General features: G+C 26.8%; 17 protein-coding genes, 2 pseudogenes and 1 riboswitch. Of the genes and pseudogenes, 4 read left to right on the forward strand and 15 right to left on the reverse strand.

Going from position 1 to position 15,001, the window contains the following annotated elements; translation table 11 throughout:
- The 5 genes from ACQPUY_RS09235 to ACQPUY_RS09255 form a co-directional block, all read right to left on the reverse strand.
- Window positions 1-290, reverse strand: a 290-nt coding sequence (locus ACQPUY_RS09235; protein WP_430840859.1) for a zinc ribbon domain-containing protein, incomplete at its 3' end; no start/stop codon positions are given.
- Window positions 291-557, reverse strand: coding sequence for a hypothetical protein (locus ACQPUY_RS09240; RefSeq protein ID WP_430840861.1), 267 nt, complete (start codon window positions 555-557; stop codon window positions 291-293). It lies immediately after the preceding gene.
- 1 nt (window position 558) lies between these two features.
- Window positions 559-1,329, reverse strand: coding sequence for an ORF6C domain-containing protein (locus tag ACQPUY_RS09245; RefSeq protein ID WP_430840862.1), 771 nt, complete (start codon window positions 1,327-1,329; stop codon window positions 559-561).
- Window positions 1,329-1,460, reverse strand: coding sequence for a hypothetical protein (locus ACQPUY_RS09250; protein WP_430840864.1), 132 nt, complete (start codon window positions 1,458-1,460; stop codon window positions 1,329-1,331). Before ACQPUY_RS09250 ends, ACQPUY_RS09245 begins: the two co-directional genes overlap by 1 nt.
- Before the next feature lie 56 nt (window positions 1,461-1,516).
- Window positions 1,517-1,705 carry a helix-turn-helix domain-containing protein gene (locus ACQPUY_RS09255; protein WP_430840866.1) on the reverse strand — a complete coding sequence of 63 codons (189 nt, stop codon included), beginning with the start codon at window positions 1,703-1,705 and terminating at the stop codon, window positions 1,517-1,519.
- Between the two features lie 246 nt (window positions 1,706-1,951).
- Here ACQPUY_RS09255 and ACQPUY_RS09260 point away from each other — a divergent pair, with 246 nt between their 5' ends.
- From ACQPUY_RS09260 to ACQPUY_RS09275, 4 genes and pseudogenes are all read left to right on the forward strand, one after another.
- Window positions 1,952-2,350, forward strand: a complete 399-nt coding sequence (locus tag ACQPUY_RS09260; protein ID WP_430840868.1) for a helix-turn-helix transcriptional regulator — start codon at window positions 1,952-1,954, stop codon at window positions 2,348-2,350.
- Between the two features lie 35 nt (window positions 2,351-2,385).
- Entirely contained in the window at window positions 2,386-2,844 is a 459-nt protein-coding gene (locus ACQPUY_RS09265) for a recombinase family protein (protein ID WP_430840869.1), read from the forward strand.
- Between the two features lie 68 nt (window positions 2,845-2,912).
- A pseudogene (locus tag ACQPUY_RS09270) lies at window positions 2,913-3,131 on the forward strand (recombinase family protein); the annotation flags it as partial.
- Between the two features lie 48 nt (window positions 3,132-3,179).
- Window positions 3,180-3,986 (forward strand): zinc ribbon domain-containing protein, encoded by an 807-nt coding sequence (locus ACQPUY_RS09275; protein WP_430840870.1) that lies wholly within the window; start codon window positions 3,180-3,182, stop codon window positions 3,984-3,986.
- 295 nt (window positions 3,987-4,281) lie between these two features.
- On the opposite strand, the gene ACQPUY_RS09280 is transcribed toward ACQPUY_RS09275, so the two are convergent.
- The 10 genes and pseudogenes from ACQPUY_RS09280 to ACQPUY_RS09325 form a co-directional block, all read right to left on the reverse strand.
- Window positions 4,282-5,193, reverse strand: coding sequence for a GNAT family N-acetyltransferase (locus ACQPUY_RS09280; RefSeq protein WP_430840871.1), 912 nt, complete (start codon window positions 5,191-5,193; stop codon window positions 4,282-4,284).
- A gap of 124 nt (window positions 5,194-5,317) precedes the next feature.
- A pseudogene (locus tag ACQPUY_RS09285) lies at window positions 5,318-7,225 on the reverse strand (bifunctional 4-hydroxy-3-methylbut-2-enyl diphosphate reductase/30S ribosomal protein S1).
- Between the two features lie 22 nt (window positions 7,226-7,247).
- The gene (gene cmk / locus ACQPUY_RS09290) at window positions 7,248-7,895 is read right to left on the reverse strand and encodes a (d)CMP kinase (protein ID WP_430840873.1); all 648 of its coding nucleotides are present in this window, start codon (window positions 7,893-7,895) and stop codon (window positions 7,248-7,250) included.
- 77 nt (window positions 7,896-7,972) lie between these two features.
- Entirely contained in the window at window positions 7,973-9,196 is a 1,224-nt protein-coding gene (locus tag ACQPUY_RS09295; protein ID WP_430840875.1) for an NAD(P)/FAD-dependent oxidoreductase, read from the reverse strand.
- Window positions 9,197-9,314: 118 nt separating this feature from the next.
- Window positions 9,315-10,211 (reverse strand): MurR/RpiR family transcriptional regulator, encoded by an 897-nt coding sequence (locus ACQPUY_RS09300; RefSeq protein WP_430840876.1) that lies wholly within the window; start codon window positions 10,209-10,211, stop codon window positions 9,315-9,317.
- 129 nt (window positions 10,212-10,340) lie between these two features.
- Window positions 10,341-10,889, reverse strand: a complete 549-nt coding sequence (locus tag ACQPUY_RS09305) for a tRNA (mnm(5)s(2)U34)-methyltransferase (protein ID WP_430840878.1) — start codon at window positions 10,887-10,889, stop codon at window positions 10,341-10,343.
- Window positions 10,890-10,898: 9 nt separating this feature from the next.
- Window positions 10,899-11,627, reverse strand: a complete 729-nt coding sequence (locus tag ACQPUY_RS09310) for a pseudouridine synthase (RefSeq protein ID WP_430840879.1) — start codon at window positions 11,625-11,627, stop codon at window positions 10,899-10,901.
- Window positions 11,628-11,757: 130 nt separating this feature from the next.
- Window positions 11,758-12,192, reverse strand: a complete 435-nt coding sequence (locus ACQPUY_RS09315; protein WP_430840881.1) for a MarR family winged helix-turn-helix transcriptional regulator — start codon at window positions 12,190-12,192, stop codon at window positions 11,758-11,760.
- A 162-nt stretch (window positions 12,193-12,354) separates the two neighbouring features.
- Window positions 12,355-13,494 (reverse strand): aminotransferase class I/II-fold pyridoxal phosphate-dependent enzyme, encoded by a 1,140-nt coding sequence (locus tag ACQPUY_RS09320; RefSeq protein WP_430840883.1) that lies wholly within the window; start codon window positions 13,492-13,494, stop codon window positions 12,355-12,357.
- Window position 13,495: 1 nt separating this feature from the next.
- On the reverse strand, window positions 13,496-14,647 hold the full coding sequence (locus tag ACQPUY_RS09325; RefSeq protein ID WP_430840885.1) for a trans-sulfuration enzyme family protein: 1,152 nt from the start codon (window positions 14,645-14,647) through the stop codon (window positions 13,496-13,498).
- A gap of 87 nt (window positions 14,648-14,734) precedes the next feature.
- Window positions 14,735-14,837: riboswitch (SAM riboswitch) on the reverse strand.
- Window positions 14,838-15,001 lie beyond the last annotated feature (164 nt).

The raw sequence follows: 15,001 nt of genomic DNA on the forward strand, positions 1-15,001 counted from the left end.
TTTAATTCATTATTAAGAACTTCTAATGTTACTAACTGCTCTTGAACTGGTACTTCTTGAGCAGTTCTTTCTAATTCATTAATTGCATATTCTAAAGTCTTTATACATATTTCTCTAAATTCTTCTGCATCTGAATCATTAGCTTTAGCATTTTCATAATTTGACTTCATAAATTTTAAATTGCGTATTACTATCCTTCTTTCTTCTTCCTTCAAATTCAACCCACATATTGGACAAAAGTTATAATCTTCTTTTAAATTCTCATTCTCACATCTTGGACATTTATTCATTTATGCTTCCTCCACTTGTTCTAATAATTCTTTGAAAATGACTACTATATGATTATCTTCTTTAAATCTATATACAGCATTCATATTTTTATCATAAATAGTTAAAGCTCCACTTTCTAAACCAAAGGTAACACTTGCTCCAGAAGGTAACACCATTCCTTCCTCAATAATTTCCTTTTCATTATTTTTCACCCATATCTCTTTATTGGTTGTTATGGTATCAACTATCTTCCAAAATAGTTTTTTAGTTTCAAATTTATTAGACATATTAAATTACCTCCTTGAAACCTAATTGATTATTAACCTTTGTAATTTCATCCTTTAACATAAAAGGTATTTTATAATCTGCTATTATTTCTCTAGCCTTAACCAACTGACATCTTTTTATCGCTTCATACCTGGTAACTTGAAACTCTCTTTTTAATTGATGTTGAATATCTGCATAAACCTTACCCCTTAGGCTATTATCTTTATAAGCCTTGCTGCCTTTACCACCTAATACTTCTATGCCTTTCCTTCTAACTAACGCTTGAAGTTCTTTACACTCAACATTGAATAACGGCATATTATTTTCAAGGTTATCTATCTTGCCATCAATTTTATTTAATTTTTCCTCATGTTCTTCTATTGCCTGGTACTGTAATCTTAGTTGGTCCATAGCACTTAAAGGCTTAGCTTGTCCTTTAATATGTTCTTCCATCTTATTAAATGCTTCTACATACTTTGCAGTAAATAATATTCCTTTTTCTCCTTGTTGCTTATTACCTAATAATTCACAACCCATTTTTGTTACTAAGTAACATTTATTTGATTTTCCACTTCCATCTTTATAAGTGCTTTCTATGAAATATTTACTCAAATCAAATTTTGATTTCAGTAAAGTTGGAATTATTCCTATAGATTTCCCATCCTTAGAACCATTAATATCCTTCATTAATGCGTTATGACTTTTATCTAACATTTCTGCAACTTCTCTGCTGTCTACAACTGGTACTGTTTGTCCTCCAATATTAATTTGTTTAATAGTTAAATTATTCATTACTTATCCTCCTTGTTAATATCCACTTCTCCAACAAAAGGGTATAAATTAATTTTTGGTGTATTTTTAATTGCATCTTCTATAGATTTATACCCACATTCTTCGATTAAAAATTTTTTAATCTTCTCCATATCCATTTATGCCACCTTTTTTAAAAGCTCATAATATTCCTTTTCCTCTTTACTCATTATTTAGCCGCCTTTCTTATCTCTTCTTTATCTTTCTCATAAAGTTTTGCTAGAATTTCAACTTTATCCTCTGAAAGTTTGAATATTTTTTGTTCTAAATTGATAAGTTGCCTTCTGGAAATGTTTAATTTCTCAGCTATCTTATTAGCTTTAAGCCCACTCTCTAATCGCATTTCCTTAAGTGTCATTTCTTTCACCCCCTTGCACGTTCATAATATCACTAATTCACACATTTGTGAATTTTGTTTTTTAATCATATTCACTTAAAACAATAAAATATTCTTATTTTACTTGATTTTTCTTTAAATTTCTTCAAATTAATTCACATCTTCGTGAATTTTGTCGAGCTGTTTTTCAGTATTACAGCATACTTTTTCGTGAATTTACTTTACAAAAATGTGAAGTTGTCATATAATAAATACGAGGTGTTGAATATGAACTTTACAGAAAGATTAATCGAATATAGAGAAGGGTTAAATCTAAACAAAAAGGAAATGGCTAGTAAATTAGAAGTCCTTCCTAGTGCTTATACCATGGTTGAAAATGGCAGTAGGAAGCCAAGCAAAAAGTTTCTTTATTCATTAGTTGCTGATTCTGGTAAACCAGAAGAATATTGGTTATACGGAATTAGTGATGAAGAGTATAGAAAAACAAGAGATGTTGCTAAATCTACTAGAGTTTCACTAGAACAAATAGCAGAACTTAAATTATTAGATAATCTTGATGATTTATTCAAAGATTATAAACCTAATAACGTAGCTGAAACTTTATTGATAGCAGCTATAAAAGCAGATTTAAGTTACATAATTCAACCAAATAAGGAAGATGAGTAAACTCATCTTTCTTTTATATATAGGAGGTATTGAAAATGAAGGTGGCAATTTATACAAGAGTTTCTACTCACCATCAAATTGACAAAGATTCTCTCCCTTTGCAAAGGGAAGAATTAATTAATTATTCTAAGTATGTTTTAAACTCAAATGAGTATGTTATCTTTGAAGATGCAGGATATTCTGGAAAGAATACAGATAGACCAGCTTTTCAGGACATGATAAAAAGAATAAAAGCTGGTGAGTTTTCACATTTATTAGTATGGAAAATAGATAGAATTTCAAGAAATTTATTAGATTTTTGTGATATGTATGAAGAGTTAAAAAGATGTAATTGTATTTTTGTAAGTAAAAACGAACAATTTGACACTTCTTCAGCCATGGGCGAAGCTATGCTTAAGATAATATTAGTATTTGCCGAATTAGAAAGAAAGCTTACCGCTGAAAGAGTAAAGGCTGTAATGTTAGATAGAGCTAGTACGCTCCTATTCCTCTAGGGTATAAATGGGATAATGAAATAAAATTTCCTGTTATAGATGAAGAAGAAAAAAATACAGTAGAATTTATATTTAGTGTTTATCTTAAAGAAGAATCTACCTCTATAGTAAGGAATATTTTAAATGCTAATAATATTAAAACTAAAAGAGATGGATCATGGACTACCAAAGCTATAACGGATATAATTAGAAATCCTTTTTATATTGGAACATATAGATATAATTATAGAGAATCTGCTAGAGGTAAAAAGAAAAAAGAAGATGAATGGATTGTATTAGAAAATAATCATCCAGCAATAATATCTAAAGAAATTTATAATAAGTGTAATGAAATAATGGATAGAAATGCACTAAGAAGCAATTCTAAATTTAGAGCAAATGGGAAAACTCATATTTTTGCTGGATTAATTAAATGTGGGTCTTGTTTTGGAAATTACTACGCTAAGCAAGATAAACCGAATTTAGATGGCTTCAGACCTTCTTTATACGTCTGTAGTAATAGATACAATAAAAACAATTGTGACCAAAAAACTATCAGTGAAAAATATATATATAATTTTATAACAACGCTAATTTACAATATATCAACGGTAAGCAATAAAGAAACTTTAGAATATGATACCTTTACAAATTTAATCTCTAAAAATCTAGGGGTTAACAATATAAAATGTGAACAGTTATTTGATTTTCTTATAAACAAACAATATAACTTTTATTCCTTCAATAAAAATCAAACTTCTAAAAAGGATTTTAATTTAGATTTAAAACATAAAGAATTAGAAAAATATAAACGAGCTTTGAAAAGGTTAGAAGAAGTATATCTTTTCGATGAAGATAGTATGTCCAGTAAAGATTATATTTTAAAAAAGAAAGAAATAGAAAATAATATAAACACCATTAATGAAGAAATTAAATCAAAGAGCAAAAATGATGAAGAAATAGAAATAGATCCAGAACTATTATCTGTTATTTTAAATAATATTATTTTAAAAAAGATAGATAATAAAAATGCTATAAATTTAATCAATAGAGACCCTTTAAAGGAATTTTTCAATTATTTTATTAAAGAAATTTGCATACTGGATAAGAAAATAATTTCTATAACATTCAAGAATGGCTTAAATATTGGGTTTTCTTATTAAAGAAAATCCTCTTTTTTTATACAAACGGTCATCCCCAAGTTTCAATATAATACTTTAAATCTTTTAATTGTTCATTCATAAGTATTCTCCTTCTTAGAAATATATTTTCTACAGTAACATTATAATAAAAATATTCATTTTTTTAAATACTTATAATAAAATTTGATATTAGTTTACATATTTATATTAAATATCTTTATAATAAATTTTTATTAAAGTTTTAAACTCCCCTTACAAGTTATTAAAATAAAGAGGATATCTCGTGAAATATATAAGTTATTTACGAGATATCCTCTTAGTACCTTTCCCAAACAAGTATCTTATTTACTTCTTTAAAACCTATCCTTTTATATAAATTGATTGCTTTCGTATTATCAGGATCAACTCTTATATATAATTCTTTTATTCCATACCCCCTGGCTTTATTTATAATTTCACTCAATAAAATCTTACTTAATCCTAACCCTCTATAGTTAGTTACTATTCCAAAATTAACTATAGTATACATATTTCTATTAAAAATAATTTGCCCATATCCAATATATTCATTATTTATCATACCAAAAAAAGAAAGATCTTTTAAAAAGTAGTCTTGAGTCATATCTGCATAAATATCATCTACAGTTAATGGTTTTCTATTCAATTGAGAAAATATATCATTTTGTATATCACACCTTAATTTTTCATCTTTTCCAACATTCAGCTTTTTTAAAGAAAATATAATATTTTCATTAATATTAAATTTATATTTAAAAGTATTTTTTTTATTATTAAATTCATTTAAAATAATGTCATTATTAAAATAATTAGTTATATTCATATTTAAAAGCATTGTATAATTTTCTTTTTTAAAACCTATTTTAGTTAGTATAATAGAATTTTCTATAGTATCTATAGCTTCATACAAAAGAATATTATTATTAAAATAAGATAATGTTAAATTATCAATTAAATCTATATAATTGATATCTATATATAATGCCCAAATCTTAATATATTTTTCTCCACCCCCTTCATACCATATATACCCAATATAAGCCCCATTTATTTTTATTAATCGTATAAACTTTCTATATAAAAATTTAATTAGAAAATTTTGACTTTCATAACATCTAAAAAAATCTTTATTGTAATTAATTTCTTTAAAATTTTTATTATACATTTCTTTAAAAGAATTCATATTATTTAATGTCAACTTTTCCAACATTACCATAAAACCCCTTTTATTCTCTTTATAATTAGTATAATTCTTATATAATATATTGGTCAAGGTGCTAATTTTATAAAATAAGACACACATATAAAATTATATGTGTGTCTTATTTCATATATTACTTTGCATCTCTTATGCTAAGTGCAATTTTTTTATTTTCTGCATCTACTGATAAAATTATAGCTTTTACTTCATCTCCTATATTTAAAACATCAGCAGGATTACTTATTCTTTCATTAGTTATCTTAGAAATATGAACTAATCCATCTACACCAGGTTCTAATTCAACGAAAGCTCCAAAATCACTAATTCTAACTACTTTACCTAAAACAGCTGAACCTTCTGGATATTTTTCTTCAATATTACTCCATGGTTCTGGTGTTAAAGCTTTTATACTCAAAGATATTCTATTTTTTTCTCTATCAGCTTCAATTATTTTAACATCTACTATTTGACCTTTTTTAAGAACACTATCTGCTGATTTAACATGATTCCATGATATTTGCGATAAATGAATTAATCCATCTACTCCATTTATATCTGCAAAAGCACCAAAGTTTGTAAATCTCTTAACCTCAGCCTTTACAACTTCTCCAACTTTGATATTTTCCCATGCAGCATCTTCTATTACCTTCTTTTTTTCTTCAAGAATTACTCTCTTAGAAGCTACAACTTTTAGTGGATTTTCTATAGAGAAATCTATTAATCTAACTTCTAGTTCTGTTCCTATTAAGTTACTTCTATCATTTGAATATCTTATATCTACTTGAGATGAAGGAACAAAAATTCTTACTCCCTTATAATATCCTATTAAACCTTTTTCAATAGCATCTTTTATTTTTATATTAAAGTTTTCCTTATTGTTGAATTTATCTTCTAATTCTTTTAATGTTTCTTTCTTTTCATATTCTAATCTTGAAAGAACTACATTACCATCTTCGTTTTTTAGCTTAATAACCTTTGCAGTTATTTCATCTCCTACAGTGATTGTTTCAAGGCAAGAATCTAAATTTTCTTCTGAAGTTAATTCTTTGAATGGTATAACACCATCAGATTTATATCCAACTAAAGATACTATAACTTCATCTCTACCTACAGATAATACTTCTCCTTTAATTTCATCTCCAATTCTAAATCTTCTATCCATTTCTTCCATTAACTTTAATTGATCTTCCATTTAGTTTTTTCCCTCCATAATATCAATTACTTCTTTTATTATCCAATCAGGAGTAGATGCACCAGCAGTAATCCCGACAGTTTTATCTTTACTTTCTTCTATGAACTCTTTTGTAAGTTCTTTAGAGTTCTCAATATGAATTGTATTTGGGCAATTTGCCTTTGATATTTGATAAAGCTTAGTTGTATTAGAACTATTTCTTCCTCCAATAACAATCATAGTCTCTACAGTTCTAGATAATTCATTAGCACTTTTTTGTCTTACTTCTGTAGCAGAGCAAATTGTATTAAAGACTAATAATTCCTTTGAAACAGAAGATAAATTGCTTACTGTATGTCTCCATGTTTCTTCTTTTTCTGTAGTTTGAGATACTACACATATCTTTTTAGGTAGCTTTTCATTGAAATTACCATCCTTAGTTATTACAGCTTTATTTTTACACCATCCATTTATACCAACTACTTCAGGGTGCTTTTCATCACCTAAAATGACAATATTATATCCTAAATCTGAGTATTTATTAACCTTTTTGTGTATATTAGTAACATATGGACAAGTTGCGTTTACAACGATTAATCCACGACTTTCAAGATTTTCTAAAACTTCCTTAGATACTCCATGTGATCTAATTAAAATTACATCACCTTCGTTTAATTTATCAATTTCACTATAATCTATAGCATATATATCATTCTCTTCTAAATACATTACAACATCATTGTTATGTATTAGTGGTCCTAATGTATAAATTTTTTTATTATATTGTTTTTTTACTTTTAGAGCTTCTTCTACAGCTCTTTGAACTCCAAAACAAAATCCAGCATTTTCTGCTAATATAACTTTACTCATATTAATTCTCCTAAGAAATTTTTTATTTTTTTATACTTAGGGATATTTGTTCTACAACTTCTTCAATTGAAAGATTAGTAGTATCTATTTCAATAGCATCATCTGCTTTCCTTAATGGGTCAACTTCTCTATTGCTATCAATATAATCCCTTTTTATTATATCTTCTAAAATAGTAGAATAATCTACTGTTAACCCCCTATTTTTTAACTCCTTATATCTTCTTTCAGCTCTTGCTTCAGGAGTTGCTGTTAAGAAAAACTTAAACTTTGAATCCTTTAATACCACTGTTCCAATATCTCTACCATCCATTATAACATCAAATTTCTTTGACATGTCTCTTTGTAATTTAACTAATTTGCTTCTTACTTCCTTAATAGATGCATATTTTGATACTATTGCACTAATTTCTGGCATAGTAATTTGTTCTTGAATATTTTCTCCATTTAATATTAAGTCATCATTTTCAAACTTCATATCAAAAGAATCTATTAAATTACATAAAGTTTCTATATCTGTATCCCCTATATTATTTTCTTTTGCTACTAAGGCTACAGCTCTATACATTGCTCCTGTATTTATATACATTAAATCAAAGTTTTTAGCAACTAATTTTGCAATTGTACTTTTACCAGCTCCTGCTGGTCCATCTATAGCAACTGATATTCTCAAAATAATATTCCACCTTTCGTCCTTGAAAAACATTATCATATAAATTATATTATTTTTATAAATTTTAAACAAGCATTTTATATATTACTTCCTGCTAAATAACCTGTAGATAATGCAATTTGCACATTATATCCACCGGTAAAAGCATCTACGTCTATTACTTCTCCTGCAAAAGATAAATTACTAACTAATTTAGATTTCATTGTAGATGGATCTATTTCTAGAGTATCTACACCACCTGAAGTTACTATTGCTTCTTCTATAGGCCTTAATCCCTTTATTTTCATTTTAACACCTTTAATCAAATTAACTAAATACTTTCTTTCTTCCTTAGTTATTTCATTTACCTTCTTATCTTCATTGATATTAGAAAGCTTAATTATAGTAGGTATTAACTTTTGTGGAAGTAATTCATCTAAAGAATTTTTAAAATCCTTATTTATATATTTTTTAAAATCTTTTTGAATTCTCTTATCAAGATCTTCATAAGATAATGCAGGCTTTAAATCTAAAAGTAAAGTATAATTATTATTTTTTTCTATATACCTAGAAGCTTTTAAAATAATTGGTCCTGACAAGCCATAGCTTGTAAATAACATCTCCCCTTGATTCTTATATAATGGCTTTTTATTATTTTCGTTTAATAAAGATATTTCTATATTTTTTAAGTTTAAACCAGTTAAATCTCTTATCCATAAATCCATTATTTCTATAGGTACCAAGGAAGGTTTTAATTTTATTATATTATGTCCAAGCATTTTTGAAAAACTTATACCATCACCTGTAGATCCAGTTAAAGGATAAGAAACTCCTCCTGTAGCTATAATAAAATGATTACCTTTAATATAGTAGCTATTATTTATTTCAACTTCTTCTATAGTATTGTTGCTAAATTTTATATTTGTAACTTTACTATTTAATTTTATCTCTACATTACTTTTTTTTAATTCCTTTATTAATCCTTTAATTATATCTGAGGATTTATCAGAAGCTGGAAAAATCCTACCTCCTCTTTCACTCTTAAGCTTAATCCCCTGAGATTCAAAAAAATTAATAGTATCTTCATTAGTATATGAATATAATGCACTATATAAAAAATGAGGATTTCCTGGAATGTAATCAAAGAATTCTGATATATCTTTGCTATTTGTAACATTACATCTTCCTTTACCAGTAATAAATAACTTTTTTCCAACCTTTTCATTTCCATCAAGTAATATTACTTCGTTATTATTCTTAGCGGCTGATATAGCTGCCATCATACCAGCTGGGCCAGCTCCAATAACTATAACTTTTTTCATTACACTCCTCCAAACTGCATTATTTTATCTTAATTAATATATCATTTAAATTTCTCTAATTCAACTTTTATGTAATAAAAAGTGCTAAGATATGACTTAACATAGCTTAGCAACAATCTTAATCTTCGCCAACATTTCTATTATTATACGAATATACATTATATTCTCTCCATATAGATTCAAGGCTATTAAAAGTACTAGTTATACTTTGTTTTTCTCTCATTCCAACTGCTATTATTAATGCGTTAATAACAGATAATGGAGCAACTAAAGAATCAACAAAAGAAGCCATATTACTTTGAGCTATTAATGAATAATCTGCTTTCGCTGCTAATGGAGATAAAAGGCTATCTGTTATAGCAACAACATTTGCTCCTCTATCTTGAGCAAAGGCCAAAGCATCGATAGTTCTTGATGCATACCTTGGAAAACCTATTCCTATAACTAAATCTCCTTCTTCTACATTTATCATTTGCTCGAATATATCAGATATACCATATCCAACAGTCTTAACATTTTGCAATATTATATTTAGATAAAACCCTAAAAACTCAGCTAAAGCAGTTGAACTTCTAAGACCTATTATATATATTCTTTTAGCTTCAAAAATTTTATTTACAACATCTTCAAAAGTATTATAATTTATCTTTTCAAGGGTTGCCCTTATATTTTCCATATCGGCCTTAAGAACTCCTTTAAGGGCATAACCTTCACTAATATAATCATTTGATAATTCTAATCTTTGAACTGTAGTAAGTTTATTTTTTATTAATTCCTGTAATGCTTTTTGAAGCTTGGGATATCCAGAAAAGCCCAGTTCATTAGCGAATCTAACTACTGTAGATTCAGAAACTCCTACTGAAACTCCAAGCTTAGCAGCTGTCATAAATGCAGCCTTATCATAACTTTTTAAAATATATTCTGCAATTAATTTTTGACCCTTACTCAATCTTGGAAACCTTGATTGTATTAATCGCATTAAGTCTTTTGAGTTATCATTTAGATTGTTATCCATCCGTATCCCTTCTTTTCGTTTAAACTTACAATTAATAATTATATATTATCATTTTTTGAATAAACCATCAATATTTATTTCATTTTAATATATAATTGTTATAAAAACTTGTAATAAATTGAAAGGTTGTCAATTTTGTTTTTTCTCAACTACAACTAATAAAGGTGAGTTATTATGCCTATTTAAGTAGGATTGAACCATTACTCCAAACTGATTTTTAGGCAAATTTTTAAGATACTCTAAAATGCAAGTTTCTTCAATTTTACCTTCATTATGACCTCTATAGATACATATTGTCATTATTCCGCCGCTATTTAGAACATCTAATCCTTCCTTTATACTTTCTAAAGAAGTTTCATGTAAAGTTGTTATAGTCTTATCTCCACCAGGTAAAAATCCTAAATTATACATTATACAATCAACTTTATCATTAATATATTTCTTAAAAAAATGATGAGAATCATTTATTACTTCCACGTTCTCAATATTTTTATTTATGTAATTATTACAGGCCTCTTCTTGAATATCAAAAGAATAAACTTTTGAGAACAATGATGATAAAAAGTCTGTATCATATCCATTACCTAAAGTCCCATCAATAGCTATACTTTTATTTTCTACAAAGTTTTTAATAATATAATGAGATAAATCACTTATATTTCCAACATATCTATACATAATATACCCCTATAATAAGTTTATATACTTTAGTTCATCTTCTCTTAAATCTCTCCATTCACCTTTCTTTAAGTAACCTAATTTAATATTTCCAACGGCAACTCTATTTAAGGTAATAACTTCATGACCTAAAGCTTCACACATTCTTCTAATTTGTCTATTTTTACCTTCATGGATAATAATTTCAACTAAAGTATTAACTTTATTAGTTTTTTTATCTTTTTCTTTATCAAGAATTTTTATTTTAGATTTAGCAGTAATATATCCACCAATATCTACACCATTCTCAAATTTAATTAATTCTTCTTTAGTAAATTCCCCTTTGCACAAAACTATATATTTCTTTTCTACTTTGACTCTAGGATGGATTATCTTATTATATATCTCTCCATCATTAGTTAATAAAATTAATCCTGAACTATCATAGTCTAGTCTTCCAATTGGATAAATTCTTTCTTCTACTTTTACAAGGTCTAATATAGTTTTTCTTCCTTTTTCATCCTTTACAGAAGTAATATATCCTTCAGGTTTATTAAGCATAATATAAAGCTTTTTTTCCTCTGGTTTTATTATTTTTCCTTCATAAGAAACTATATCAACTTCTGGATTTATCTTAATACCAAGTTCATTTATAATCTTACCATTAACTTTAACCTTACCACTTAGTATTATTTCTTCACATCTACGTCTAGAAGCTATTCCACATCTAGCCATAAACTTTTGCAATCTTTCTTCCATAATATCACTCCGATTTTTTAATAAACAATTAATATACTACTCTAGTATAGGTTTTTCTGCAATAAAATTTTAAAAGTGGTGAAATATAATACTTCACCACTTTGTGCTTTTTCCTTAATATTCAAATAGCTTACAACTTTAAACTTTCTAGAACTTCATCTAATTCATTTTTTAACTTTTTAACTTTCTCTTCTTCAATATTCATGCTACACAAGATTTTACTAGGAATATTTTTAGCTTTTTCCTGAAGCTCCTCCCCTTCTTCAGTTAACTCTGCAATTACTACCCTATCATCATCTTCCGATCTGTATTTTTTTATGAAACCTATAGCTTCTAGTTTTTTTAGAAGAGGTGTTAACGTTCCTGAGTCTAAATGAAGTCTATTACCTAGATGTTTTACAGTTGATTTTCCTTCTTCCCATAAAACTAACATTACTAAGTATTGAGTATATGTTAAATTTAGCTCATCTAATAATGGTTTATATAGCTTGATTATCTCTCTAGACAAAGCATATAAAGAAAAGCATAATTGATTATCTAGCTTTAAATTATTATATTTAATCATTAAATCACCTACCAACTGTAACATTAAATTTAATTTTATACAATTAATATATTAGATTATATGATATCTCTTTAATATAATATTGTCAATCCTTTTTAATTTTGTTATATTTTTTTATTTATAGATAAAAAAACACTATCCAATTTTTCTTAATATTAAATACTATAAGATTATGAATGCTTTTTTAAATCCAGAAATCACATCTTCGATATCCTCTAAACCAACAGACACTCTAATTAGAGTATCTGTTATTCCAAGCTTTTCTCTTTCTTCTCGAGGAATGGTAGCATGACTCATTTTTACTGGGTAAGATACTATAGTTTCAACCGCTCCTAAACTTACAGCAACCACTACATTTTCTACATTATTCAAGAAGTATTTAGTTTGCTCTAGAGTCTTAAATTTAAATGATAATACTGCTCCTGAACCAAAAGATTGGTTTTTGTGAATTTCATATCCATTATGATTAATAAGACCTGGATAATAAACTTTTTCTACTTCTTCCTGTTCTTCTAGCCAATTAGCAAGGCTTAAAGCATTTTTTTGAGATTCTTCCATTCTAATCTTTAGGGTTTTTAATCCCCTAGAAACTAAATAACAATCTTGTGGTGATAATATAGCTCCAAATCCATTTTGAATCTTATATATTTCATCAGCTATATTCTTATTTTTAGTTACAGCAAGACCTGCTATTACATCACTATGTCCTCCAATAAACTTTGTAGCACTATGTACTACAATATCAGCTCCTAGTTCTAACGGTCTTTGTAAATATGGAGACATAAAAGTATTATCTACAATAGTAATTAAATTATTATCCTTTGCTAAACTTATAGCAGCATTTAAATCTGTAATCTTTAAAAGTGGATTTGATGGTGTTTCTAGATAAATAGCCTTTGTATTCTTCTTAATAGCACTTTTTATATTTTCAATATTATTTGTATTAACAAAAGTAAACTCTATATTAAACCGATTAAAAAGTTTTGTTACAGCTCTATAAGTTCCACCATAAACATCCTCTGATACTATTAAGTGATCTCTTGATGAAAATATACTTATTACAGAGGAAATTGCTGCAATTCCTGATGAAAAAGCAAATCCATAACTTCCACCTTCTAACTGCGCAAATTCTTCCTCTAAGTACTTTCTAGTAGGATTTCCTGATCTAGCATAGTCATATTCGCCAAAATTATCTATATCAAATTGATGGAAAGTTGAACTTTGATATATAGGCAATGTAACTGCGCCTGTACTTCTATCTATAGTGTTTTCTCCATGTAATAATTTTGTTGCAAATCTCATATTAATCCTCCAATACTGATTTCAAATCATTTAATATATCTCTAATACTCTCTATTCCAACACTTAATCTAAGCAATCTTTCATCTACCCCTAGTTTTTCTTTCAATTTATTAGGCATATCTACATGTGTTTGTGTAAATGGATAAGTTATTAAGCTTTCAACTCCACCTAAACTTTCAGCAAATGATATTACTTTTAAATCCTTTAATATTTTAGGAATTATATTTTTATCTTTTACTCTAAAAGAAATCATTGAGCCAAACCCTTTCGATTGTTTCAAATTAACTTCATAACCTAAATTATCTTCTAAGCCAACGTAATATATATTTTCTATTTTTGAATTTTTCTTTAGATATTTAGCTACTTCTATTGCATTTTCTTGTGCTTTTTTAACTCTTATAGAAAGAGTTTTTAATCCTCTTAAAATTAACCATGAATCAAAAGCAGATAATGTAGCACCTATAGAATTCTGGATTATTTTAAGTTTATTGAATATTTCTAAATTATTAGTAACTAAAAATCCAGCTAAAACATCGTTATGTCCACCTAAAAATTTAGTTCCACTATGAATAACTATATCAGCTCCAAGCGAAATTGGTTTTTGAAGATAAGGTGTTAAAAAAGTATTATCTACTATAAATAATAAATTGTATTTTTTACAAATATCAGAAATCTCTTTGATATCACTCACTCTCATTAATGGATTGGAAGGTGTTTCAATGAATATACATCGTGTATTTTTATTAATTGCAGATTTAACTTCTTCTAAATTTGATGTATCTACAAAGGAAGCTTTTATGCCAAATACACTATAAATGTCATTAAATAGCCTATAAGTACCTCCATAAAGATCCTCAGATATTATAATATGATCATTAGGTTTAAATAAATGAATACATGCTGAAATAGCTGCAACGCCTGTAGAAAATGCTAATGCCCCAGTACCATCTTCTAATAAAGATAATGTATTTTCAACCTCTTCTCTAGTAGGATTATTAGTTCTTGAATAGTCATACCCTGTACTTTTATTTAATTCAGGATGTTTAAAAGTTGCAGTTTGATAAATAGGATAACTTATTGCTCCGGTTACTTTGTCTCCTCTACTGAATCCTCTTACTGAAATAGTTTCAAAGTCTAATTGTTGTTTTGACATATTTAATTCCCCCTTTTTAAATAAAAAAGAATTCCCTCAACATAGAAAGAATTCCTAAATACAAAATTATTAAATTTTATACTAGTACTCTTATTTTTCAGATAAACTGTTGGAATTAGCACCACATTTATATTTATAAATAGGTTGCTGGGTTTCATAGGGCCAGTCCCTCCACCACTCTTAATAAGATACTATTTATTTTTACACTAATTATATATTACTAATAATAGATAATCAAGTATATTTTTCCATACACTGAAATATTATTAATTTTTGTTTACATAATATCTATTTTTATAGAAATACTGTCTTATTTAATATAAAATAAGGAAAGCAAATGAATTACTTTGGAGG

Origin of the sequence: Clostridium nigeriense, assembly GCF_050585245.1 — a bacterium.
Lineage (GTDB): Bacteria > Bacillota > Clostridia > Clostridiales > Clostridiaceae > Clostridium > Clostridium nigeriense_A.

Excerpts from the sequence above, each read along its gene's own strand:
- ACQPUY_RS09240 (WP_430840861.1), bottom strand. The coding sequence starts at position 557 with ATGTCTAATAAATTTGAAACTAAAAAACTATTTTGGAAGATAGTTGAT.
- ACQPUY_RS09245 (WP_430840862.1), bottom strand. The coding sequence starts at position 1,329 with ATGAATAATTTAACTATTAAACAAATTAATATTGGAGGACAAACAGTA.
- ACQPUY_RS09250 (WP_430840864.1), bottom strand. The coding sequence starts at position 1,460 with ATGGAGAAGATTAAAAAATTTTTAATCGAAGAATGTGGGTATAAATCT.
- ACQPUY_RS09255 (WP_430840866.1), bottom strand. The coding sequence starts at position 1,705 with ATGACACTTAAGGAAATGCGATTAGAGAGTGGGCTTAAAGCTAATAAG.
- ACQPUY_RS09260 (WP_430840868.1), top strand. The coding sequence starts at position 1,952 with ATGAACTTTACAGAAAGATTAATCGAATATAGAGAAGGGTTAAATCTA.
- ACQPUY_RS09265 (WP_430840869.1), top strand. The coding sequence starts at position 2,386 with ATGAAGGTGGCAATTTATACAAGAGTTTCTACTCACCATCAAATTGAC.
- ACQPUY_RS09275 (WP_430840870.1), top strand. The coding sequence starts at position 3,180 with ATGGATAGAAATGCACTAAGAAGCAATTCTAAATTTAGAGCAAATGGG.
- ACQPUY_RS09280 (WP_430840871.1), bottom strand. The coding sequence starts at position 5,193 with ATGTTGGAAAAGTTGACATTAAATAATATGAATTCTTTTAAAGAAATG.
- ACQPUY_RS09295 (WP_430840875.1), bottom strand. The coding sequence starts at position 9,196 with ATGAAAAAAGTTATAGTTATTGGAGCTGGCCCAGCTGGTATGATGGCA.
- ACQPUY_RS09300 (WP_430840876.1), bottom strand. The coding sequence starts at position 10,211 with ATGGATAACAATCTAAATGATAACTCAAAAGACTTAATGCGATTAATA.
- ACQPUY_RS09305 (WP_430840878.1), bottom strand. The coding sequence starts at position 10,889 with ATGTATAGATATGTTGGAAATATAAGTGATTTATCTCATTATATTATT.
- ACQPUY_RS09310 (WP_430840879.1), bottom strand. The coding sequence starts at position 11,627 with ATGGAAGAAAGATTGCAAAAGTTTATGGCTAGATGTGGAATAGCTTCT.
- ACQPUY_RS09315 (WP_430840881.1), bottom strand. The coding sequence starts at position 12,192 with ATGATTAAATATAATAATTTAAAGCTAGATAATCAATTATGCTTTTCT.
- ACQPUY_RS09320 (WP_430840883.1), bottom strand. The coding sequence starts at position 13,494 with ATGAGATTTGCAACAAAATTATTACATGGAGAAAACACTATAGATAGA.
- ACQPUY_RS09325 (WP_430840885.1), bottom strand. The coding sequence starts at position 14,647 with ATGTCAAAACAACAATTAGACTTTGAAACTATTTCAGTAAGAGGATTC.